Here is a 23,915-nt window from a genome sequence, read left to right on the forward strand (position 1 = left end):
TAACTGCAAACCGCCAATTGCCAATTGCCAACTACTCAACTTATTTAAGAGCGGAAGACGAGGTTCGAACTCGCGACCTATAGCTTGGAAGGCTATCGCTCTACCAACTGAGCTACTTCCGCTTTTTCCAAATGCTTGTATGAGTGAATGTCTCCATGAAGAACGGCAAGCATTCTATCAATCTTTCATTCAAAATTCAAACCTTTCGGTGTGGGGAGAGAAGGATTCGAACCTTCGAAATCTTGCGATAACAGAGTTACAGTCTGTCCCATTTGGCCGCTCTGGAATCTCCCCAACTTTATCTTAAAATGTAACACTTTAAAATAAAAAGAGCCTCCTATCGGAATCGAACCAATGACCTACTGATTACAAGTCAGTTGCTCTACCAGCTGAGCTAAGGAGGCTTTTAAATTTGTGCAATGATACGAAAAATCTTCATTTTTCATACTATTAACGTGTTTTTTTAAAAGTTTATCTTTTTAAAGAACTAACCCTTTTGTGATTGGCTTAACACCGTTTCCGAAAGGGAATGCAAATATACACACTTATATTTCAGTTCAAAATAAATTTGAAAAAAAATAGCGAACTTTTTAGTCCGCTATTTCTGTATTTTATGTTTTAAAGCAATACTTACTTAGTAATCAGATGCTTCGCTTTCACTTAAAATTGCTTTATGCTCACTTAATTTTGCGCGCGTTTTATCTTTGTGTTTCGTAATCTGCTTCCTCAACGACTCAATTGCCAAATCGGTAGCCTCTTCAAATGATTTACATTGTTCCTTAGCAAAGAGGGTCCCCCCCGGCACAATCAATTTAATCTCACTGATTTTATTGGCCTCGTCCTCTACATTCTCTAGCTTTAAATACACTTCTCCGCTAATAATCTGGTCAAAAAACTGATCCAGCTTGTTTGCTTTCTTCTGAATAAATGCTAACAACTTACTATCTGCACTGAAGTGGATTGATTGAACTCCGATTTTCATTTTTCCTCCTTTTTTTTATGCCTTTGGATGGGCTTGTTTATAAATTGTTTTTAATCTTTCGATTGAATTGTGTGTGTAAACCTGGGTTGCAGCTAAACTGGCATGCCCCAAAAGTTCTTTAATGGCATTTAAATCTGCTCCTGCATTTAACAGAGAAGTGGCGTAACTGTGCCGCAGAACGTGTGGACTTCTTTTCTCATGGGTGGATATGTAGTTTAGGTATGAGGTTACAATGCGGTATATTAATTTTGAATAAGCCGCAGCTCCTGTATTGGTAACGATTAAGTTTGACAAATTGTTATCAAAATCCTGTAACTTTTTTTGTGCTATATAGGTATTTAACTGATTAATAAGCGGTTTATTTACAGGGATAATTCTTTCTTTATTCCGTTTACCCAACACTTTAATTGTACCTGTATAAACATCCAAATCTGTTTCTTTCAGTGATAGGAGTTCAGACAAACGAATCCCCGTGCCAAAAAGTAGCTCTATCACAAGGTGATCCCTTAAAGAAGGAAAGCTTTCATCAAAATAATGTTCAGAGTCCAGCAGCTGATCCATTTTCAGCGCATCAACAAAAACAGGAAGCCGCTTTGGGATTTTCGGCGCTTTTAGCAGCAGCGTGGGATTTTGTTCCAGCTTCCCCTCCCTTACCAAAAACTTATAAAAACTTTTCAGGGCCGATATTTTTCTGTTAATGGTGGTTTCTGATCTCTTCTCTTCCATTAACTCCACCATGAAGCTCCGGAGATGACTATATTTTATTTCAGGAACCGTTAACTGGTATGTGATGCTGATATAAGATTCAAACTGTTTGAGATCAGCCAGGTAGGAAGAAACGGTATGCTTGGAATAACGTTTCTCGTGGGTTAAATATGTAATAAAACTATCTATAAACATTCCACATCATTTAGGCCTATAAATATGAAGTTACAAATTGTTTTGATATAAAGAAATGATTAATGAATTGTTTAGATAAGATGATGAATAAGGCCATAAAACAAAAAAAGCCTTTTGATGCAACATCAAAAGGCTCTTACAAAAATATCTTGAACAACTATGAAGTTGTGTCTTGATTCATATTCTGAATGTAAACAGCATGTTTAATTTCAGTACGACGGGCAACAGATTTCTTCTCGTATGCCTGGCGACTACGCAGTTCTCTCAATACACCAGTTTTTTCAAACTTTTTCTTGAAACGTTTTAGGGCTTTATCTAATGATTCGCCGTCTTTAATGTTGATAATGATCATAACGCTGAAATACCTCCTCTCGTGGTCTTTTAATTTCCCCTACCTATCGGGGTTGCAAATGTAAGTAATTATTTGATAATGAGGAAAATTTTTGATCACATTTTATTTCTTTTTAGCCAGTGATTTATTCCCTTGTTTCACTACATTTATTTATACATACATGATATATATGACAACAGGTAAAAAAGTGATCGCTATTGTTGGGGTTCTGCTGGTAATTGTAATTGCAGCCATTTGCTACTATCGCTATTTTTTCGTTTTTGGAGAAGGCGTGAAGGCAGGTGAGCTAAACTATGTAGTTAAAAAAGGTTACCTCTTTAAAACGTATGAAGGAAAACTCATCCAGAGCGGCATCCGGTCCAAACAGATGGGCACCCTTCAAAACAATGAATTTGAGTTCTCCATATCAAACGATGAAATCGCGAACCAGATGATGGCCAATAGCGGCAAGTTTTATGAACTGCACTATAAAGAATATAAAAACACATTGCCTTGGCGAGGTTTCAGTGTATATGTCGTTGATCGAATCATCTCTTCCAAAGAGATGCCGCAATAGTCTTTAGTCTTTAGTCTTTAGTCTTTAGTCTTTAGTCTTTAGTCTTTAGTCCAAAACATGATGAAGGCAACTTGGTTTTAGAAAAACAAAAAATCCGGAGGTAATTAAACCGTCCGGATTAGGTATTATATATTTGGTCTTTTTATTAATAAGGTTTAAAGCGTAAGGCTTAGGGATAAGGTTCAACACTATATGGCCCTAAACCTTCTACCTTCAAACCCTCTACCTCGATAATATTTCCCTGGCGATCACAATCTTCTGAATTTCTGACGTGCCCTCGCCTATCGTACATAATTTACTGTCGCGATAAAATTTCTCTACCGGAAAATCTTTTGTATAGCCGTAACCACCAAAAATCTGTACCGCCTCTGTTGCCACTCTTACCGAAACTTCTGAGGCAAAATATTTCGCCATCGCCGATTCCTTTGTCATGGGTAAATGCCTGTTCTTTAAATCTGCTGCCTGCCGGATCAATAACTCGGCTGCTTCAATCTCTGTAGCCATATCAGCAAGTTTAAAACTAATCGCCTGAAAGCTGGAGATCGGCTGACCAAATTGCTGACGTTGCTTGGAGTAATCTACGGCCGCATCAAAAGCACCTTTTGCAATTCCTAAAGCCAATGCTGCAATAGATATTCTTCCGCCGTCTAAAACTTTCATGGCTTGTTTAAAACCTTCCCCCACATGACCTAAAAGATTGGCTTTAGGCACCCTGCAGTTATCAAAAATCATTTCTGTGGTTTCTGATGCCCGCATGCCCAGTTTGTTTTCTTTTTTCCCGGCAGAAAAACCCGGTGTACCACGCTCCACTGCAATGGCGGAAATTCCTTTTGAACTTCCCTGCTCACCCGTTCTCACCATCACCACCGCAATATCTCCGCTTTTTCCATGGGTAATCCAGTTTTTCGCACCATTTATAATGTAATCGTCACCATCTTCTACGGCAGTAGTCATCATTCGTAAAGCATCAGAACCCGTGTTGGCCTCGGTTAGCCCCCAGGCACCAATCCATTCAGCGGTAGCCAATTTTGGCAGCCACTTTTGTTTCTGTTCTTCATTTGCAAAAGCCATAATATGACCGGTACAAAGTGAATTATGTGCCGCCAATGATAAACCGATAGAACCACAAACCCTGGCCACCTCTACAATCACATCTACATATTCCTGGTAGCCCAAACCTGAACCACCGTATTCTTCCGGAACCAAAACGCCCATTAACCCTAAATCGCCAAGCTGTTTAAAAAGCGCTACGGGAAAGTGTTGCGCTTCATCCCATTCCATAATATTTGGGCGAATATTCTTCTCTGCAAAATCGCGAACCATCGCCTTCACACTTTGCTGCGTTTCTGTCTCTGAAAAATTAAAGCTTACACTCATTGAGTTTATATTTAAGTTAGTTTACAGCAATGATAAACAAATATCTGATGGTTAAATACCATTAAATATTTGTGCTGTTACATAATGAAATGGTATTTAGTACAATTTGTTTATTGATGAATTTTAAAGCTTGAAATTAAGCGGAAAAGTTTTTTTAATTATTTTACAACCCGGGCTAAATAAGCTGATAAATCCAGGGTTCAGGTAAATAAAATCTGAAACCTGCTTTTTGGTTTTACAGGATTTTAATCCCCAAAATTCAAAAAATTAAAAGGATAGATAAGGTGTGATCTGATCAATTACCTTTTGATTCAGAATCGCAATCTTTTTTAAATCGGAGATATCAGCATAGTCGCCATGTTGTTTTCGGTATTGAATGATGGCATTAATCTGCCTATAGGAAAGGTATGGATTTGTTTTTAAGTCGTTAAATTGTGCAGTATTGATATTGACCACTTTTAAAGCAATACGGCTTAATGAAACCTGATCTTTAATTTCATTGTATTTAATAGAATCCAGGCCGTATATTTCCAGAAGCTGTTCCTTTTTATGGAAACCGCCCAATCGTTCCCGATACTTTAAAATCCGCGTGGCAAATACGCCACCTATCCCCTTAATCTCATCCAGTTGGGCCGAATCAGCCGTATTGATATCAATAATTTGTAATGGCTTTTTCACGTATACCTTTCTTTCATCAACCATATTCTTTTGCAAATCAGCAACAGCATTCTTTTTTATCTGAACGAAGGGAAGGAGTTTGGCATATCGTTCCGGCGAAATGACATACATTTTCTGTAAATCTTCCGGTTTGTAAAACTTCCCGCCCTTTTGGGTATAATTAACAATAGATTTCGCCTGTTTCAGCGACAAACCTAAGCTTTGCCAACCATCCGTACTTAGTGTATTCGGATCAAAATTAAAGAGGTTTTCCTTTCGTTTTTTCCATTCAACACCATTCGCATATTTACCGGCATCAATTTTTTTGTCTTCGGTTAGTTTAATTTTCTGAAGCTGTGCAAGCAGGCCGGGATGATCTTTTTCAACCGGTTTAAAATAATCATATATATAAGGTATGCTTTTAATAAGGCATAAAATTAACAGCAAAAAAAGCAATCCGTTAAATTCGCTTTTACTAAAACCGAAATACTTATTCAGCCAAATTCTCATGATGATTGATGTTATGACATTTTTATTTGAATATAAATCTTATTTTTGGGATCGCAAAACAATTTGGATTTTGCCTGTCAACTACCTATATTTTATATGAAGATCATAACTACATCTGAGTTTGCCAAAGCAACTAAGATCGATAAGCTCGGTGTGCCGGGTTTAGCAGGCTTAATGATGGAACTCATGAAACTGAATGACATTAACGATGTTTTTGCTCAAAATCAACATTTTAAAGGACTAGAATTTGTAGATAAAATATTGGAAACTATTGGTGTGGCCATTGAGTTTGATGAAGATGACTTAAACTGCATTCCAAAAACAGGACCATTTATTGCCATTGCCAATCACCCTTATGGCGGTGTGGAAGGACTTGCACTCGTTAAATTGTTATGTACCGTTCGGCCTGATGCAAAGGTTATGGTTAATTTTATTTTAAAAAAGATCCCCAATCTCGATGAATTTTTCGTTGCGGTTAATCCTTTCGAAAATGTACAGCATTCATCAAGTATCAGCGGACTAAAAACCACTTTTGATTTACTGAGAAGCGGCACACCAATCGGCATTTTTCCTGCCGGCGAAGTATCAACTTTTAAACTGGATGCCCAGCAGGTTACCGATAGAATGTGGCATCCTGTGGTTGGAAAACTGATTGCGAAAGCAAAGGTTCCGGTTGTTCCCATCTATTTTCATGGCAATAACGGTGTCCTATTTAATATCCTGAGTTTCATTCATCCTACTTTAAGAACAGCGAAGCTCCCATCAGAATTTTTAAATAAACAAGGTTTAACCATTAAGGTGAGAATCGGAAAACCAATTGCGCCGGCTGAAGTATCACATATGAACAGCAGCAATAAGTTGATGGATTTTTTAAGGGCCCGTACTTATGCACTGGGCATCGGGTTGGATACCGAAAAGAAACTTTTTAATCCGCTCAACCTTTTTAAAATTAGAAAGAAACCTGCTGAAGTGATCGAAGAAACTTCCAGGGTTTTAATTAAAGCCGAAGTGGAAACACTTGAGGATTTTAAAGTATGGACTGAAAAAAATTATGAAGTTTATATTGTGCCTACGCTTAAAATCCCCAATATTTTAAGGGAAATCGGGCGTTTAAGGGAAATCACTTTCCGCGAAGTTGGAGAAGGGACAAACAAAAAAATAGATCTCGATAACTATGATATCTATTACAATCACTTATTTATCTGGGACCGCGATTTAGAAAATATTGTTGGTGCCTATCGTATTGGCAAAGGCGATGAGATTTTAGAAAGCATGGGTCGCCGGGGTTTTTACCTTTCTGAGCTTTTTAAAATAAAAGATCAGTTTTATCCCATGCTGAAACAGGGTATTGAACTGGGCAGATCCTGGATCAGAAAAGAATATCAGGGCAAACCCCTGCCCCTCTTTTTGTTATGGAAGGGGATTTTAAAATACCTGCTGGATAATCCGCAATACCGTTATATGTTTGGTCCGGTAAGTATCAGCAACAACTTTTCTAAATTTAGTAAAGCTTTGATTGTGGATTACATTACTAAAAATCATTTCGATTATGAAATGGCCAAATATGTAAAACCACGGAATAAATTTAAAGCAGATCTTTTACCCATTTCTACAGACACTTTGGTGGATAGCAGCGAATCTTTTAAAGACCTGGATAGTATAATTGGCGACATTGAAAATTCACACATTAAAATTCCGGTTTTGTTAAGGCAATACATGAATTTAAATGCAAAAATTATCTCCTTTAATATTGATCCTAAATTTTCAGATTGTTTAGATGGCTTCCTGGTAGTTGATACCCATAACATCCCACCCGAGATGATTGAAAAACTTGGAAAGAATTTATAAAATAAAAAACCCAGACATCCATCTGGGTTTTTTATTATCAACTAACCTAAACTTTATAAATACTAACCAAATATTTATATCACAAAAGTATAGCTGGCTTGTTAAATTGGTATTAATGAAATGTTATTTATTAAATATGCTGTATTAATTTCTTATCAAAGAATTAACTTGATCACCCCACTTATTCTCCTATCTTTAATCACGCTGCATGAGCTAGATTAAACCAGTTATTAATCAGTATAACGGGTTCCTTTTCCTCTATATGGCTCAAATTAAAAATCATTTTTATAGATCTGGTTTTCAAATTGAATAAACTTTGAACTGTAATTTATGAACGTAATTTCAAAAGAAAATTTCGCTAAGGCAACCGGCATTTGCAATGTTCCTATTCCGGGTCTTGCTTCCTTTTTAATGCGGTTTTTGAAAATTAATAATTTCAATGGAATGATCAGGGATGCAAATTCTTTAGAAGGAGAAAAATTTGCTAAACATATTCTAAATGTTTTAGGGGTAAGCATTCAAATGAGTGACGAAGATTTAGCGCATATCCCAAAGGATGGTGCTTTTATCGCTATTGCAAACCATCCATATGGTGCGATAGAATCTTTAGCCTTATTAAGTACCCTTGCCAATCATCGCCCTGACACTATGTTTATGGGTAATTTTTTGCTAAAGAAAATACCTAATCTGGAAAAATGTATCATCGCTGTTAATCCATTTGAAAAAGTGCAGGATTCATCAAGTATCAGCGGATTAAAAATAACGTTGAAAGTGCTGAAAGATGGAAGTCCGGTGGCTATTTTTCCAGCAGGTGAAGTTTCTTCGTATAAATTCAGAAAAAATCAAATTACAGACAAGGAATGGCATCCGGTAGTAGGCAAAATTATTTCGAAGGCAAATGTTCCTGTTTTACCGATCTATTTTCATGGTAATAATGGAATTTTCTTTAGCTTGTTGAAATTAATCCATCCATCATTACAAACAGCTAAACTCATCTCTGAATTATTTAATAAAAACGGACATCAATTAAAAATCAGTATCGGTAAACCAATTAAACTCATTGATATTGATTATAAAAATTGCAATCATTCATTATTAAAATACCTTAGAAACAGCCTTTATTCCTTAAAAGGGAATAAATAAATGCTTGAACTATTCCTGTATTAATTTCTTATTAAGTTCGCCTAACAGTTTAACATAAAGAAATTGTTGCTTTTAGGTTAATTATATGTAAATTCAATATAACCAAATATGGAGCGGTTTGAAAAGCGGGATATCAACATATTTTATAAAGACCTTTTTGTTCATTTGCCTTGCGATGAATCTCGTTACGGTAAAGGGACAAAACTATTCTTTCGATTTTTATGAGGGCACCTTTAATTTCAATGCCGATTCTTCTTTATCTGTACCCGTTTCTGAAATGGCTTCAGCAGGCGAAGTAAAGCAGTTTTACGCCAGGATAGCTACAGCCCATTATGATGATTTAATTTCTAATCTTAAATCTTACCAGGAAAAACATCACCTGAATGACTGGATTTATTACCAGCTCATCCGTAAAGTGGCTGAGCAAATCAGTCCTAAATCAGAGAACTATTTTCGTTATACATTATATAAATGGTTTATTTTAAATAAATGTGGTTATGACGCCCGGTTGGCTACAGGAAATAATCAGGTAATATTTTATATCAGGAATGAGGAAGACATCAGTGACATTCCTTTTTTTATGATCGACCGTAAAAAATATATGTGTTTAAACTATCATGATTATGGGAAATTGTTTAAACAGGCTGATGCCTATAAACCAATAGATATTGCAATCCCTGGAGCAAAAAATCAGTTTTCATATAAAGTAACCCGGATGCCTGATTTCAAGCCGGAAGGTTATGAGGATAAGAACATCGAATTTAGTTACAGGCAAAAAAATTATCACTTTAAATTAAAAGTAAACAAAGAAGTACAAAACATTTTCAAGAATTACCCCGTCGTAGATTTTGAAAGTTACTTTAACATCCCGTTAAGCAGAGAAACCTATAGTTCTTTAATTCCTACTTTAAAGGAAAACCTAAAGAAAATGGATCAAAAAAACGGCATCGATTACCTGATGCGTTTTACCCGTTATGCATTTTTATATGAAGATGACGGAGAAAATTTAGGAAAGGAGAAACGCAATGCCCCTGAACAAACCCTGCTAAGTCAATACAGTGATTGTGATGACCGGGCTGCCCTTTTCTTTTACCTGGTTAAAGAGATCTATAACTTACCCATGGTGGCCGTACTTTATCCTGAACATTTAACCATTGCTGTAAACCTGGATAAGCCTGTGGGCAATACCCTTTACTATAATGGCCGGCAGTATTCATTTTGTGAACCTACACCGCAAATTCGGGATTTAAAAATCGGACAGATTTCCTCCAGTCTGAAGCATAGCAAATATGAAATTGTATATGCTTATGAACCAAAAAGAACTGCTAATTAAGCAGACCAACATAAAATTAACTTTAATTTTATGTTAACTCAAAGTTATCTTATTACTAAGAAGACTGAACTGTTCGCCTTTTAATCTACTTTAGCCCTTACTTAAATTAATTGCAATGTCGGCTATTATATATAACATACTAAAAGAGTTTTTTGTCCTCATCCATGAACATCCGGTTAAGGCAAGAATTATGTCACCAGTGAATGATGAAAATAGCTTTACTTTTCAAATCAGTTTGCATTTTAAAAACAATAGTAGTGCAGATGCAAATATTCCAAATTCTACATTTACCTCGTATGCCACTGCCGAAAGGCATTTATTAGGATATTTAGACGCCTTTCAAAATACGATGGATTTAGGTGGCAGTATCGCTGAAGGGACCAAGTTTTAATTATTTTTTCGCATTTTCTTGTATTAATGCTGAGCCGATAAATGGTTTTCAGTAATCTTTAGTAAATATTTTACATGTTAACTTCAGCTGGTTTTGTTAACATAATCATAATGTTAATTTAACTTAGCGATATTTTATCTTTGCATAAATCCTAATTAAGTTAAATGAAAAAGCACAAATCTAAGTCGAAGAATATTTCGGCAAACAAGAAAGTACGTAAAGAAATAGAAACTAAACTAACAACTGCATTTAACGAGGTTCTGGCGCAGTTTGGAAAGGCAAAGAAAACGGAGCAGGTAATAGAGAAATTCGCCAAACGTCTTTCAAAAAAAATCAACCTGAAACCTGCAGATGATTCGATCGAACCATTTATAAAAGAAGAAGTAGATGTTGTAGTGAAAGAAAAAGCGGTTAAGCCCGCCATAGCAAAAAAAATAAAAACGCCGGTAGTGGAAGCGCCGGAATTAAAAGCATAAAAAATGCCCTGCTGGTTTTAATCAGCAGGGCATTTTTGTTTATAATCAGCTATTAGAAACTATATCTCAATCCCAGTTGCATCTGATAACGTGATGCAAAAAAGTCTCTCGAATAAGAAGTAACGTTCCCCTTATTAAATGTGTAACTAGGATAAGTAGTTGCATTACCTGCAGAAATTACTTTTCCAGCAGCATCTTTCTCAAGAGATAATCCAACATTCGCCATTGAATTGAATGTATTCGGAGAGAAATACTGGATACCCCAATTCTTATTTACCAGATTGGTTAAGTTCACAATATCATAAGTTAAGGTTAAAACATGAGGATGTTTTCCTTGTGCGACCTGAATATCCTGAGAGAATCTGAAATCAGCCTGAACGTTCCATGGTGTACGTGCACCGTTACGCTCTGTGAACTGGCCCCTGCGGGTACTCAGATATTTATCTCCGTCTATGTATGCATCAAATGCTGCTGCCTGTGCCTGATTGGCTGAAGAAAAGAATTTCGAAGTTTCACCAACAGCCGGGATATAAACTAAACCAACTGTTTGTCCAGTATTATTTACCGTAGCATTTACAAATCCTAAAGAATAAGGAGCACCGGACTGTGCACTAAAGAAGATGGAGAAGTTACTTACATACTTATTGTTTTTAGCCCAGTCTAACCTGTAATTTAAGGTTGAAATAATCCGGTTACGTACATCAAAGTTAGAATAAGCCAAACCTGGGTTATTCGGACTTAAGGCCTGATTTAACTGCCAGTTAGATTCCATGGAGTTACGGATACCGTTGGCAATATCTTTAGACTGACCATAAGTGTAGGCAACCATTACATCTAAACCAAAAGGTAAAGATTTACTTACCTGACCAGTTAAGGAATATTTATATCCTTTATCGGTATTTGACAATAGATAAGCGTTTGTATATTTTGAATTAATTTTTGCTCCGGAATAAATGGGCTGCTGGTGCTGTGTATCATAAGCCATATAAGTTGGATTATCTACATAGTTAATTTGCTGGAAAGCAACATCCTGAATAACCTTGCTGTAAATACCCTCTACAGTAAACTTCCAGTTATCCTGGGTTTTGAAATCAAAGGCTAAGTTAGTTCTCCAGGCCTTAGGCATTTTGAAATTATTATCCACTAAATCAACCTGAGTTGCACCATTGGCATCATTGATATTTACACCCTGCTTGGCTGCATATCCGGCTTCGCCGTTTCCGTTTAAAGCATCTTTAATCGGATCACTACCTGCAACCTGGGTTACAGATTTATTTCCGCTTGCAGGTTTAAGATCATAAGCACCATAATTTACACCATTATTGTAATAAGCGTAACCTAACCAGGCAAAAGGTACACGACTGGTAAATAAACCACTACCACCGCGTACAATCAAGCTTTGATCACCCAATGCATCGAAATTAAAACCTAATCTTGGTGAAATCTGAATTTTGTTTAGAAACTTGTTATTAATGGCTGAGGGTTGCGTATAAGTATAGGTTGTACCATAATTTGGATCAACTGGTGAGTTGGTCGTTTTATTACTCAAAGTTGGCATGGTTGGTAAATCAGCCATATCGAAACGCAAACCTAAGGTAAGTTTAAATTTATCACTTAAACGCATTTCATCCTGTCCGTAAGCGCTATAAAGATTAACATTGAATTTAGCAGTCGGATTGGCAATAATATTATCGCGTGAGTTATCAGCATAATCAAAGCTGGTACGAACCCTTTTCGGTCTGTTATTCAGAAAGTCGTCAACCGTATCATAAGCTACCCTACCATTCCATGCATTCACAAAACCGTAGTTTATTTTATAAAATTCATTGTGCGTACCTACCGTAAAATTATGGATGCCTTTGCTGAATGAATAGTTATCCGTTAACTCAAAAGTATTTTGTTTCATATTAAAAATACTTGCTTCTCTATCTGTACCCAGGAAAATAGTACCACCACTAGAGCCAATCTCAATTTGTGGAATAGCAGGATCAGAAAGAGGTGTACGGAAATCGTGTACAGTTGAATAACCTAAAATCAGGTTATTGGTAGCAGAATTGTTAAACCTTGTTTTTAAATCAGCAACGGTTGAACTCTGATTATTGTTCTGTTTAAAATCAATTCCTCCAAACCTGAAGTTAGACTGATCTCTTTCTAAATTGGTTGCCTTTGAAACGATGGTATTGTTTCTGATGGTCAACTGTGTACTCTCACTGATGTTCCAATCTAAACGATTAAAGAACTTGTTAGATTGAGAGTAAATGTTATAATCACCATAAGCACCAGCATCTAAACCATATGCATTTTTCATGCGATCTGAAATTTGTTGGGCCTGAGATAATGAAATAATACCATCAGGAGAACCTGCACCTAAAATTACCGGATCCTGACGGCGGGTAATTTCCTCATTGGTAAAAAAGAACAATTTATCTTTAATAATTGGGAAGCCTACACGGAAGCCAGTTTGATAATCGTGAAAAGCAGAAGGCTCTTTGCTGTTATCCCCTATTTTATTTCTGCCGATTAATGAAGCATTACGGCCATAACCATAAACAGATCCGGTGACATCATTTGTACCACCACGGGTTACGGCATTGATACTTCCCCCTAAAAAGTTACCTACTTTCACATCATAAGGAGATAAAAGTACAGTTACATCCTGAATCGCATCTAACGATACCGGATTGGTACGGGTACTGCTTCCCGGCATGCCCGAACTACCACTTTGTCCGCCCAGAGATGGGCTAAAACCAATGGCATCATTGTTAATCGCACCATCAATAGTGACGTTATTATACCTGAAATTGGTTCCGCCAAAGGTATTGTCTTTACTGCCTTGTGGGGTTACCCGGGTAACATCCTGTAAACTCCGGTTCATGGTTGGCATTGTTTTAATCTGACCTTCACCAATGCTAGTACCGGCACCGGATTTTGTCGGGCCTTTTTGTCCTTTTACACTCACATCAGCCAGCTGACTGCCCTGTTCCTGAATATCAATATCCAGTTTCTGATCAGCACCCAGCGCTAAATAGATATTGTCTTTCACTACCGGACTGTAACCTACATAAGTTACGGTGATTTTATAGGGACCACCGGGATTTAAGTTTCCGATGCGGTATAGCCCTGTTTCATTTGATGAAGCTTTAGAGACTGTTCCGGTAGGGACATGAACAACCACAATGGTAGCCCCCGGAATAATCCCTTTCTCATCTTTAATTTTTCCATTTAAACTGGCTGTTGTGACCTGTGCATGAGCAGCGGTAACAAACAACACTAAAATACTAAATAAAAATAGTAAACGCGATTTCATTTTCTGTTGTTTTTGTTTGGTACAAAGCAACAACAGTGATGTTAACCTAATGTTAATTAAAAATTAATTATTACGTCTTATTTAACATTAAATAAATAATTCAGAAATACATGGGACACAGTTTCTTAACACCCGATTGGGCGACCTAAAAGCGGGTTATATGAAGGACTAAAACTACTTTTGAAAGATGAAGATTTCATGAAGATTGAATTTTTCCCAAAGTATCAAAACCAAATCTCGGTTTGATAGCTTTTTATGTTGCACTTTGAACAAAAAAAGCCGAAACATGGAAGTTTCGGCTTTAAACTCAGAGCACTTGCTCTCTATTAAATAGCATTATTCATATTTATTTCTAATCCTCTTTCAGTGAGATTCTGTAATTCTAAAATATGATTTTTATTTAATTTGTTAAATAATTAAAAATAGATATTTGTCTTAATAGTTGATAATCTAAGATCAGACGTTGACTTGATTACTTATGCCCCCCTAAGTTCTTAGATCCCAACATAAACCTATAGTCGCAGTAGTGCCAATATTTATTTCATATTCCTTTACAGATTATGAGACTAATTTTATAATCTATGAAATCAATAAGGTAAACATCTATTATAACGAAATATTACTTCTTTAAAACTACTAAACGAAATTTATGGTTGGCTTAACTGTTTTTATTATGGTTACTGGTTGGGAACCGTTGCTTGGTGTTACTAAGATGGTATAGCGAATTCGGATTCCCTCAAGATCGCTAGCATTATAGTAGGTTGTTCCCATAGTATAATCCTGACGGTGCTGAACCTTAAACTGGATCGAAGTTTTAGTTCCTGTGCTAGTATTGCTACCATATGCATAGATTTCATCTCCGATAATTTCTTTTCCGTAATTTTCTGGCAAGCCATACGCTGGATCTGTTCTATCCAAAAATCGCTCTATCGTAGTTTTTTCGGAGGGAGGGCCATTGCTTTCATATCTTTGTTTGTAGGGAACAAGTACATCAATCCTGGTAACTTTGACGGTGGTCCCATCGCTTGTAACTTCTGGATTTGTTGGTGGTTGATATCCAAGCAATCCATGGTGTAAAGCAACACTGTAATCAACAATGTATTTTGGATTTGTGCTAGATGATCCAGACTCATACGTTATTACCTTTTGATTTGTTACAAATAGTTCAGGGGCTAATGAAAAATCCACTACGCCTAAGACTTTGTTGTAGCTAGGGAGGTATCCTGGCGTATTGGCATTTGCAGATCCGGGCATAGCCAAGGTTGTACTTACGATACCACTGTTACTTGTTATTGATCCAGTTAAATTTGTCTCTACTTTCAATTTTAAATCTACAACTTGTGGACTAGTAGCACTGCCTCCTAATATTGCGCTGAAAAAACCTTTTACCGCACCTGATAATCCCCCTTTCACGCCATCTTCTATAGCTTTTGTTACATCCGTTCCAAATATTTTTGATTTAGGTAATTTTAGCTTATCTATAGCTTTAAAACCAGCAACATGTATAGCCGTGTTTCCTAAATTTCCTAATAGGCTACCCAAATTAAATCCGCCAGATGTAGCTGTACCTACAGTACCGTTTAGAGTTCCGTTAGAAACTCCATTTAGGACAATTTGTGATAAATTCGTTGAAGATACATTCCAAACGAAATTTAAATTCTCATGATTTGAATTCACAATAGTTGGATCATATGCTACTTCGTATTGACAAGCATACCAAGCGCCAGTTGATAAAATTTGATAATTTTGAATTTTAGTTACAGATTTTTGAACATTTTCAGGATCAATAATTTCTTTAGAAAAATTCATTATTGAAGATGGAAATTCTCCAGATATCCCTAATCCATCACTGAAGTAAGAGGATGCATAAGGGCTTCCCGGAGGGAGATAAAGGTAAAAACGTATTATCCCTCTGTACTTATTATAAAGTGCAAAAAAATTAGGTGTGGTCAATTGTGTCGGACTAAATGTATTGTACACCAAGTTCCAGCCATCAGCCTTTTTAAAATCGAAAGCGATCTCATTGGGGAACAACTGATTACTTCCAGATGCCCATGGAACCAGAATAGGGCTTGAACCAGATGGAGTTGGCATATAATCAGCTGTTTCCCAGTCAAATACATGAGTTGGAATAACTGCCATTTTATCAGGTATCTTTAGGTTGGCAGTTGCTAAAATGGGTTTAATTTCTTTTTTGCAACCGAACATAAAGGTTGCAACTCCTAAAACAACAATCATTGTAATTTTGAGTGTTTTGCTTTTTAAATTTTCCATAGATCAATAATAGTATTAACATATTAAATCACTGTAAACATATAATTATTAATAATACATTTATTAACAATTAAGTTTACTTTTAAATAATTAATAAAATGCAAAAAGGCCAGATATCGCTATCTGGCCTTTCTAAAACTGAGCTATCAACTCTTAGTATACATTAGTTTGTGGTGTGAAATTGGCCCAGCCTGCTGTCCAATCTGTAGTGCCAAATGCACCACGGTGACTCACCACATCGAAACCAGTTAAACCTGTAAAACTCGCACCAGCTAAAAGTATCGATCCAGTATTCAATGTGAATTTTGGCGTAGCACCTAAATCAAAAATACTTCCGTCAATACCTAAATCTTCCCATTTGGCATAAGTCTCGTTTCCAAATGAAGCCGTTTTGAACCAGGCATCAATGGTTTGAGTACCAACATTAGCAGTTGATTTTGTTTCCACTCCGATTGGATTTGGGAATGTTGTCGTACCACCAGTACCGTAACCATTAGCTCCCCAACCATCTACACCCGCAAGAACATTATTTTTGAGCACCAATTCACCATTAGCTGCATTCGCAAGAGTGGTAGATCCATCTATGAACAATCCATTTGGATAGGCTGTAAATACAGAATTATAGATCTTAATTTTATTGTTTCTTCTCAAATGCATTGCATTTTGAAATTGTGTTGAAATGGTTTTAGTTCTATCTTTCTTTGGACCGATAATCGTCACGTTAGAAAACTGAGCCGACGTGAAAGGAGCAACACTTGATCCGGTACCGTCATTATCAACCTCAAAACCATTGGATCCAGACTGGTCAGCAGAGTTGGCATCGCGAATACCAACCGCGAACTGTACCGTACCGCGGAAACCAAAATCAACATCGAAATCATCATCAAGACCACGATAGGCAATTAAGTGTTTTGCATTTACCGTTCCGCCAAACCATTCAAAAGCGTCATCTAAACCATATGAACATTGTACATAATCAATCACGGTTCCGGAACCAACAGAACCCATTGTTAAAGAGTTCACCTCCTGGTTTGGATTAATTGGTGTGCCGGCATAATCAATTCTAACATACTTTAGAATTCCGGAATTATCAGTATCAACTGTTCCACCATGCCATCCTTCATAAGCACCTTCCAATTCTGCTTCGCCTCCAGATTGATTGTTGGTTGCCTTTCCACACAATACAACACCACCCCAGTCTCCCGGCTCACGCAAACCAGCAGCTCGTTCCGATGTAAAGATAATCGGTTGAGATGCTGTTCCTTCTGCAATTAGTTTATTGCCTCTTTGTACCACCAAAGTACCTTTCGTTTCCCGATCACCGATGATTGTTGTACCAGCTTCAATTGTTAAGGTAATGCCCTCAACCGCTGCTAAACCAGCTTTATTTTTAGGATCTCTCCCAACCCTCACAAAGCCATTAAGCCTGTAAATGTTATCTTTGGTCCATTTTGTGTTCGTTGTAATACTGCCGGCTGCTACTTCCACAACCGGCTTGGTAAACCCGGTAGCTGGATTAGGAGTGGTTCCACCTCCATTACCTGAATTGTATCCAGCTTCATTATATTCTATCACAGTTGTTTTTTTGCATGAACTAAAAATTAATGTTCCTGCCAAAACAAATGCCATTGCTTTAAGTCCGTTAGTACCAAATTTTGGTTTGTAGCGCTTTTTCATATTCATTTCTTGTTTTTTATGTCTTTTTATTATTGATTAAAATAATTTGTATGAAAGTGTTAATCCGAACTGACGGCCACTTTTAAATTGCGCCGTAACCTGTTCAACTGACTGATCAAAATTTCCATCTTGATTTCCGTCCTGCATCAGGGTAAAATTCTGATTCAGCAAATCATTGAAGTTTGCTTTTAAGGAGAGCTTGTTGGTAAAATTTTTAGTAACGACCAAATCCACAACATTTCTAGGCATCTCATAAATATCCCTGATCAGATCAGTACCTACAAAAGCGATGCGCTTGCCTGCCACATTGTAAAGGAGGTTAACCTGGAACTTAGATTTGATATTATTATAGAATATAGCCGCATTAAGGATATATGGCGACTGGCCTTGCATTGGACGATTATTGGATTGCCCTATTGCACTTGCACCATCAAACATTACTTTACTATTGATGTAAGATGCATTTAATAAGACGGTCAAATCATTTAAGAACTGGCTTTCACTTAAACCTGCCAATGATTTACGCATTTCCAATTCTACGCCAACGTTTCTGACCTTTTGGGCGTTATTAAAATTGAAAGACTGCGCATTAGACCCTGGTATCGCCGTCATCTCAATCGCATCTTTAAACTTTTTATAAAAACCTGAAATACTAATCAATTCGCCTGACGATGGGTAGAATTCATATTTTAAATCAAAATTATCAATCTTTGCTGTTTTTAAATTAGGGTTACCAGCCACATTGAAATTCTGATCAAAATCATAAAATGAGAAAGGTGCAATCTCTCTGAATTCAGGCCTGTTCAGGGTTTTACCATAAGCCAATCTGAATAAAGATTTTTCATTCACATTAAACTGTACGTTAGCAGAAGGGAGTATTCTCGTGATATCGTTGTTTACATTAACAGGCCCATCAGTATCAAAACTATTTAATTTTTGAACGTTATTTTCAACTCTCGCACCTGCAACTATGGTTAGCTTATCTTTATAAGGTAGCACAAAATTTGCAAACCCTGCGAGTAATTTATTTGAAGCATCATAGTTATCATATGGATTTGATTTTTCATCCAATCTAATTCCTGTGGTCGTATTGATATTTTTCCAATCGAAAAGTTCTTCTATAGTACCTTTCAGCAAGGATTGATCAAAATTTAATGAGTTTGCCCGTACGTAACCAATGTTTCTCGAAGTAAAGGTTCTTTGTTTATCCTCATAATAACCACCAACTTTTAATGAAGGTTTAAACCCTTCTGATTTTGGGGCAAGTGCTTGTTCAATATTAAATGCACCTGTTTTAATGTCTTCATTCATTTTAGAAAAGAATCTTCCCAAAAATTCTGGCTGAGCACCACCTGTTGGCACGAAAATGTTAAAAGTACCATCCCCATTAGCCAATGTTCTGTAACGTGAATAATCGGGCTGATCTCTGAAAGATTTACTATAACCAAAAACCCAATCAAACTTAGTATGCTCGTTATTGAATTTATGCACGCCGGATAACTGACCAGAATAAATCCCCCGGTATAGCACGTTAGAAGCAAAATTGGCATAATCCTGTTGCTTTTCAGAACCAAAGCGGCTTACATACTGAGAAGTACTTAACTGGTTATAAAGATTTTTAAATTCAAATGTATTGTTATTATCTAACTTGAAAGCCCAATTGTGAACAATGCCTAAACGTACATTATAGGTATACTGATCATCATTATATCTGTAATTTTCCTCAGCAATTTGCGAAACAGGATCATAAACTTCATAATTCCCTCTAAAAACCGCGTTATTTGTCTTGCTGTTACTGTAAGTGATTGCTGTAATATTTCCTAATAATTTATTGTTGATGTTAAAGCGTTTACTACCATAAATATTTAACTTCTGATCCAGATTTGCCGTATTTACATCTGGTAACCAGTTATTTCTAAGTGCATGACCTGCTGCGTTTAACTTGCTCGCACTGACACTATTCAAATTGGAAGGGAAATTTACAGGCAGATCATTATCACCTGTATTAAAACCAGTAAAGTATAAACTTCCGGTATTGGTTCTTTTGAAATCTTTAAATGTTGCATTCTGGCGATAACTCGTTCCATAATCAATAGTTAACCGGTCGTCATCGGGAATACTCTTGAGAAAAACCTTTACCACACCTCCTGCGAAATCCGCAGGAATATCTGCAGAAGGACTTTTATAAACCAATACCCGATCAATTTGATTGCTTGGAATTAAATCAAAAGAGAAAGATCTGACATCAGTTTCCAAACTTGGAGCAGTGACATTATTGAGTTGAACATTATTGTATCGCTCAGCTAGCCCCCTGATATTAATAAAACGATTGTCAACAATGGTAATGCCCGGAACACGTTTCACTACTTGTGCGGCATCCGTATCACCAGATCTTTGAATGGTTTGAGACGAAACGCCATTTGCTATTGACTGAGATTTTTTTAATTCTGCGAGCAATGAAACCTCAGTACCAGTTTTTCTGGAGCCGGTTACTACAACATCGTTAAGTGTGGATTGATCATCCTCCATGACAACATCTACAACTGTTGTTTTTCCTGGAGTAACCTTTACATTTGGAATAATTTGTTTCTTAAAAGAAATAAACGAAAAGCTTATCCTGTAAGTACCAGGCTTTACGGTATTGAGAATATAATTCCCGTCTGCATCACTCGTTGTACCGATCGATGTGCCTTCTATTAATACTGATAACCCAACTAAGGTTTGCCCCGTAGTTTTATCCGTTATTTTACCAGAAATTTTTCCTGTCTGCGCATACGAGAGCATGCTGATCGTCAAAGCGAACACAGTAAGTGCTGCTCTTTTAAAAGAGTTTAGTAAGTCCAATTTGCCTTTATTTGATAAGGGCAAAGCTATTACCACAGTGTTAACCGCAGGTTAGGTGTTAATTAACATTCCTTTACTTTAAGGTTAACTAAAAGTTAACTGATTTTTTATGTCAGTAACGGATACCGGTTTTCTTGCAGATGAAGTGCAATAACCAGATCGGACCTATTAACAAAAACTTAACATCATCTAAAAAAGAAGGCTTCTTGCCTTCAATTTTATGCCCGATAAATTGCCCGATCCAGGCTGCAATAAAAATAACGGCATAAATGGCATATGCCGTTCCACTGCCTAAACCCACGGCCTGTTCAATCTTAACAATGACATAACTCATTAAACCCACCACCCAGATCATCATAAAAAATAATACGGGTGAAAGTGTAAAGTAATAATATAAACTAAAAGCCAGCAGAAATGAAGCCCAATTGAAAAATCCATTATAACTCCCCAGAAAACCAATATGCGGAAAAGGAATCTGCCATACCAGACCAAGCAAACTAAACACAATTAAAGGAACACAAATCCAGTGCACCATCTTATTGGTATGGTTTTGATGACTTTCTGCATATTGATCAAAAAGGACATCAACAGGGCGCTTGGGCTCTACAGGTATGGTTGGCTTGCTCATGATGTAAAAATAAAAAAAGCGATGGATATTCCATCGCTTAATATAATCTGTATCATCCTTAATCTGTGTAATCAACCACTTTAGTGTAAATTACTTTAGTTTAATCTATTTAATCAAACACTTTAGTGTAAATCTGCACAATCATTGTAGTTATTTTGCAAAGGCAACAGAACGGGTTTCACGAATTACGGTAACCTTAATCTGACCCGGATAAGTCATCTCCGTTTGGATACGAGTAGAGATATCAGCAGCCAGTAATTCAGCCTGTGCATCTGTAATTCTTTCACTTTCTACAATTACCCGCAGCTCTCTACCAGCCTGGATTGCAAATGTTTTTTCTACTCCCGGATAAGATAAAGCCAGTTCTTCTAAATCCTTTAAACGTTTAATATAGCTTTCCACCACTTCCCTACGGGCACCCGGACGGGCACCAGAAATGGCATCACAAGCCTGAATAATCGGCGAAATCATTGAAGTCATTTCGATTTCATCGTGGTGGGCACCAATGGCATTGCAAATTTCAGGATGTTCCTTATATTTTTCTGCCAGTTGCATCCCTAAAATGGCGTGAGGCAATTCCGGATTGTCATCAGGCACCTTACCGATATCATGTAACAGTCCTGCACGTTTAGCCATCTTTGCATTTAAGCCTAATTCTGCTGCCATGGTCGCACAGAAATTAGCCACCTCGCGCGAGTGATGTAACAAGTTCTGACCATAAGAAGAGCGGTAACGCATCCGTCCAACCATACGAATCAGTTCAGGGTGTAAACCATGAATGCCTAAATCAATGACGGTACGCTCACCAATTTCTACAATTTCATCTTCAATTTGCTTTTTGGTCTTCGCCACAATTTCTTCAATACGGGCCGGGTGAATCCGTCCATCTGTCACCAGACGGTGTAAAGCCAAACGGGCAATTTCCCTTCTTACCGGATCAAAACCAGATAAAATAATTGCTTCCGGTGTATCATCCACAATAATTTCGATACCGGTAGCGGCCTCTAAAGCACGGATATTTCTACCCTCTCTACCAATTACACGGCCTTTAATCTCATCACTTTCGATATGGAAAATCGAAACTGAATTTTCAATTGCCGCTTCAGTTGCCGTACGTTGAATGGTTTGAATAACCACCTTTTTGGCTTCTTTACTCGCCGTCAATTTTGCTTCATCCACAATATCTTTGACCTGCATCATGGCCTGCGTGCGGGCCTCTTGTTTCAGGTTTTCTACCAATTGTTCTTTCGCTTCTTCAGCAGAAAGTCCGGCAATGGTTTCCAGTTGTTTCAGGTGCTGATTTTTTAATACTTCAACTTCTTCCTGCTTTTTAACAGCTAAATCGGTTTGTTTTTCAAGATTTGCCTTTTGCTTATCCAGCTCCTGCTCTTTTTTGTTGAAGTTTTCCATGCGCTGATTAACAGATTGTTCTTTCTGTTTCATCGTGTTTTCGCGCTGGTTAATGGTATTGTTTTTAGCATTTACTTCCTGCTCATGCTCTGCTTTTAATTGCAAAAATTTCTCTTTTGCTTCCAAAAGTTTATTCTTCTTTAAGATTTCCGCATTATTCTCTGCGTCTTTCAAAATCTTTTTAACCTTGTTTTGAGCGGCAACTTCCTGCCCTTTAAGCAAGTTGCGTAGTAGGAACCTCCCTACCGCTATACCGATACCTAAGCCTGCTATTAAGGCAAATATGTATCCTAGAATTTCCGTTATCTCCATTTTGTTTTTTAAGTAAAAAAAAACCGCAACTAATTTTTAAAGCCTCATTATTTTAAACCTCAACTAAGCATAATTGGGATTTAAGCCATTTTCAGGTGCTTAAAGCAGATGAAATACGCCCTCTTAACCCCATAGATATTGAAGTGTTAAGTTTTATAAATTTTGAAACTCAAAAACTAGCCGCGGCTATGTCTTTATGCTAATGATAGAGACTCGTCATCCTGAATCTATTTCAGAATCTTGTTAAAAAGGCACTGAAACAAGTTCAGCGCGACGAATCGCCAAAGAACGATCCTTTATTTTTTGAAAAAACCATTAAGTAAAATATCCAACTCTTCAACTTTATCGGCAACTGCAGTATCCTGGTTTTGCACCTGGTTTTCCGTTCTTAATACAGCCGTTGCATAATGCAATACAGCCATAGAAAGAAGATCCTGCTTATCCCTAACCGCATAATTATCCTGATAATCTTTTATGCGCTCATTGATCATTTTAGCTGCCCGTCTCACAATTTCTTCCTCTTCTGTATTCACCTTTAAAGGGTAAATACGGTCGGAAATGGTTATTTTAATCGAGATTTCTCCCATTTGTTAGCTTAGTTTCTGATTTCTCCGCATCATTTATTTTTTTAACAATGCGATACTTTTATCAATCTCCCGCACAAAATCGTTAATTTTCTGTTTAATATCAAGTGATTTCTCACTCGCCCCTTCTATACTTTTAGCCAGTTTCGTAACTCTTAATTTTTCTTCAAGATCTACGGTCTTTGCTTTCGAAGTATCAACGGCTACTTTTAACGATTGATTTTCAAGCTTTAATAAATCATTTTCTTCCTGTAAGGCATCACATAACTCGATTAAACGAGCCGTTTTTTGTAATACCTTATCTAATTGATCAGCAACAGAAGTCATGAATTTATTTCTAAAAATACGAATTTA

19 protein-coding genes and 3 tRNA genes are annotated in these 23,915 nt (G+C 36.9%); 6 read left to right on the forward strand and 16 right to left on the reverse strand.

Annotated features, from left to right (window positions below; all coding sequences use genetic code 11):
• Positions 1 to 49 precede the first annotated feature (49 nt).
• The 6 genes from OQ267_RS12445 to rpsU form a co-directional block, all read right to left on the reverse strand.
• Positions 50 to 122 (reverse strand) — tRNA-Gly (locus tag OQ267_RS12445).
• A gap of 89 nt (positions 123 to 211) precedes the next feature.
• Positions 212 to 294 (reverse strand) — tRNA-Tyr (locus OQ267_RS12450).
• 37 nt (positions 295 to 331) lie between these two features.
• Positions 332 to 404: transfer RNA gene (locus OQ267_RS12455), tRNA-Thr, on the reverse strand.
• A gap of 230 nt (positions 405 to 634) precedes the next feature.
• Positions 635 to 982 (reverse strand): ribosome hibernation-promoting factor, HPF/YfiA family, encoded by a 348-nt coding sequence (gene hpf, locus OQ267_RS12460; RefSeq protein WP_088302933.1) that lies wholly within the window; start codon positions 980 to 982, stop codon positions 635 to 637.
• Positions 983 to 997: 15 nt separating this feature from the next.
• On the reverse strand, positions 998 to 1,882 hold the full coding sequence (locus OQ267_RS12465; RefSeq protein ID WP_265836166.1) for a tyrosine-type recombinase/integrase: 885 nt from the start codon (positions 1,880 to 1,882) through the stop codon (positions 998 to 1,000).
• Positions 1,883 to 2,039: 157 nt separating this feature from the next.
• Positions 2,040 to 2,234 carry a 30S ribosomal protein S21 gene (rpsU, locus tag OQ267_RS12470; RefSeq protein ID WP_010601088.1) on the reverse strand — a complete coding sequence of 65 codons (195 nt, stop codon included), beginning with the start codon at positions 2,232 to 2,234 and terminating at the stop codon, positions 2,040 to 2,042.
• A gap of 169 nt (positions 2,235 to 2,403) precedes the next feature.
• On the opposite strand from rpsU, the gene OQ267_RS12475 reads away from it, so the two are divergent.
• Complete coding sequence (locus OQ267_RS12475) at positions 2,404 to 2,790, forward strand: hypothetical protein (RefSeq protein WP_088302935.1); 387 nt, start codon at positions 2,404 to 2,406, stop codon at positions 2,788 to 2,790.
• A 222-nt stretch (positions 2,791 to 3,012) separates the two neighbouring features.
• On the opposite strand, the gene OQ267_RS12480 is transcribed toward OQ267_RS12475, so the two are convergent.
• Positions 3,013 to 4,167, reverse strand: a complete 1,155-nt coding sequence (locus tag OQ267_RS12480) for an acyl-CoA dehydrogenase family protein (protein ID WP_265836167.1) — start codon at positions 4,165 to 4,167, stop codon at positions 3,013 to 3,015.
• Positions 4,168 to 4,434: 267 nt separating this feature from the next.
• On the reverse strand, positions 4,435 to 5,334 hold the full coding sequence (locus OQ267_RS12485; RefSeq protein WP_265836168.1) for a ComEA family DNA-binding protein: 900 nt from the start codon (positions 5,332 to 5,334) through the stop codon (positions 4,435 to 4,437).
• A 96-nt stretch (positions 5,335 to 5,430) separates the two neighbouring features.
• Between OQ267_RS12485 and OQ267_RS12490 the strand changes: the two genes are divergently transcribed.
• The 5 genes from OQ267_RS12490 (at position 5,431) to OQ267_RS12510 (ending at position 10,525) form a co-directional block, all read left to right on the forward strand.
• Positions 5,431 to 7,182 (forward strand): lysophospholipid acyltransferase family protein, encoded by a 1,752-nt coding sequence (locus OQ267_RS12490; RefSeq protein WP_088302938.1) that lies wholly within the window; start codon positions 5,431 to 5,433, stop codon positions 7,180 to 7,182.
• Between the two features lie 330 nt (positions 7,183 to 7,512).
• Positions 7,513 to 8,325: a 1-acyl-sn-glycerol-3-phosphate acyltransferase gene (locus OQ267_RS12495; protein ID WP_265836169.1), complete on the forward strand. Its 813-nt coding sequence runs from the start codon at positions 7,513 to 7,515 to the stop codon at positions 8,323 to 8,325.
• Between the two features lie 175 nt (positions 8,326 to 8,500).
• Positions 8,501 to 9,658 (forward strand): hypothetical protein, encoded by a 1,158-nt coding sequence (locus OQ267_RS12500; RefSeq protein WP_265836170.1) that lies wholly within the window; start codon positions 8,501 to 8,503, stop codon positions 9,656 to 9,658.
• A 115-nt stretch (positions 9,659 to 9,773) separates the two neighbouring features.
• The gene (locus OQ267_RS12505; protein WP_265836171.1) at positions 9,774 to 10,049 is read left to right on the forward strand and encodes a hypothetical protein; all 276 of its coding nucleotides are present in this window, start codon (positions 9,774 to 9,776) and stop codon (positions 10,047 to 10,049) included.
• A gap of 164 nt (positions 10,050 to 10,213) precedes the next feature.
• On the forward strand, positions 10,214 to 10,525 hold the full coding sequence (locus OQ267_RS12510; protein ID WP_265836172.1) for a hypothetical protein: 312 nt from the start codon (positions 10,214 to 10,216) through the stop codon (positions 10,523 to 10,525).
• 52 nt (positions 10,526 to 10,577) lie between these two features.
• Here OQ267_RS12510 and OQ267_RS12515 read toward each other — a convergent pair whose 3' ends face one another.
• The 8 genes from OQ267_RS12515 to OQ267_RS12550 form a co-directional block, all read right to left on the reverse strand.
• Positions 10,578 to 13,832: a TonB-dependent receptor gene (locus OQ267_RS12515; protein ID WP_265836173.1), complete on the reverse strand. Its 3,255-nt coding sequence runs from the start codon at positions 13,830 to 13,832 to the stop codon at positions 10,578 to 10,580.
• A gap of 636 nt (positions 13,833 to 14,468) precedes the next feature.
• Complete coding sequence (locus OQ267_RS12520) at positions 14,469 to 16,106, reverse strand: hypothetical protein (RefSeq protein WP_265836174.1); 1,638 nt, start codon at positions 16,104 to 16,106, stop codon at positions 14,469 to 14,471.
• Positions 16,107 to 16,259: 153 nt separating this feature from the next.
• The gene (locus OQ267_RS12525) at positions 16,260 to 17,789 is read right to left on the reverse strand and encodes a hypothetical protein (protein WP_265836175.1); all 1,530 of its coding nucleotides are present in this window, start codon (positions 17,787 to 17,789) and stop codon (positions 16,260 to 16,262) included.
• A gap of 30 nt (positions 17,790 to 17,819) precedes the next feature.
• Positions 17,820 to 20,627 (reverse strand): TonB-dependent receptor, encoded by a 2,808-nt coding sequence (locus OQ267_RS12530; protein ID WP_265836176.1) that lies wholly within the window; start codon positions 20,625 to 20,627, stop codon positions 17,820 to 17,822.
• A gap of 112 nt (positions 20,628 to 20,739) precedes the next feature.
• Complete coding sequence (locus tag OQ267_RS12535) at positions 20,740 to 21,255, reverse strand: DUF962 domain-containing protein (protein ID WP_265836177.1); 516 nt, start codon at positions 21,253 to 21,255, stop codon at positions 20,740 to 20,742.
• A gap of 150 nt (positions 21,256 to 21,405) precedes the next feature.
• Positions 21,406 to 22,977: a ribonuclease Y gene (gene rny, locus OQ267_RS12540; protein ID WP_088302947.1), complete on the reverse strand. Its 1,572-nt coding sequence runs from the start codon at positions 22,975 to 22,977 to the stop codon at positions 21,406 to 21,408.
• 296 nt (positions 22,978 to 23,273) lie between these two features.
• Complete coding sequence (locus tag OQ267_RS12545) at positions 23,274 to 23,564, reverse strand: cell division protein ZapA (RefSeq protein WP_088302948.1); 291 nt, start codon at positions 23,562 to 23,564, stop codon at positions 23,274 to 23,276.
• 33 nt (positions 23,565 to 23,597) lie between these two features.
• Positions 23,598 to 23,888 (reverse strand): hypothetical protein, encoded by a 291-nt coding sequence (locus OQ267_RS12550; RefSeq protein WP_088302949.1) that lies wholly within the window; start codon positions 23,886 to 23,888, stop codon positions 23,598 to 23,600.
• Positions 23,889 to 23,915: the final 27 nt, after the last annotated feature.

This window comes from Pedobacter sp. MR22-3 (assembly GCF_026240075.1).
Lineage (GTDB): Bacteria > Bacteroidota > Bacteroidia > Sphingobacteriales > Sphingobacteriaceae > Pedobacter.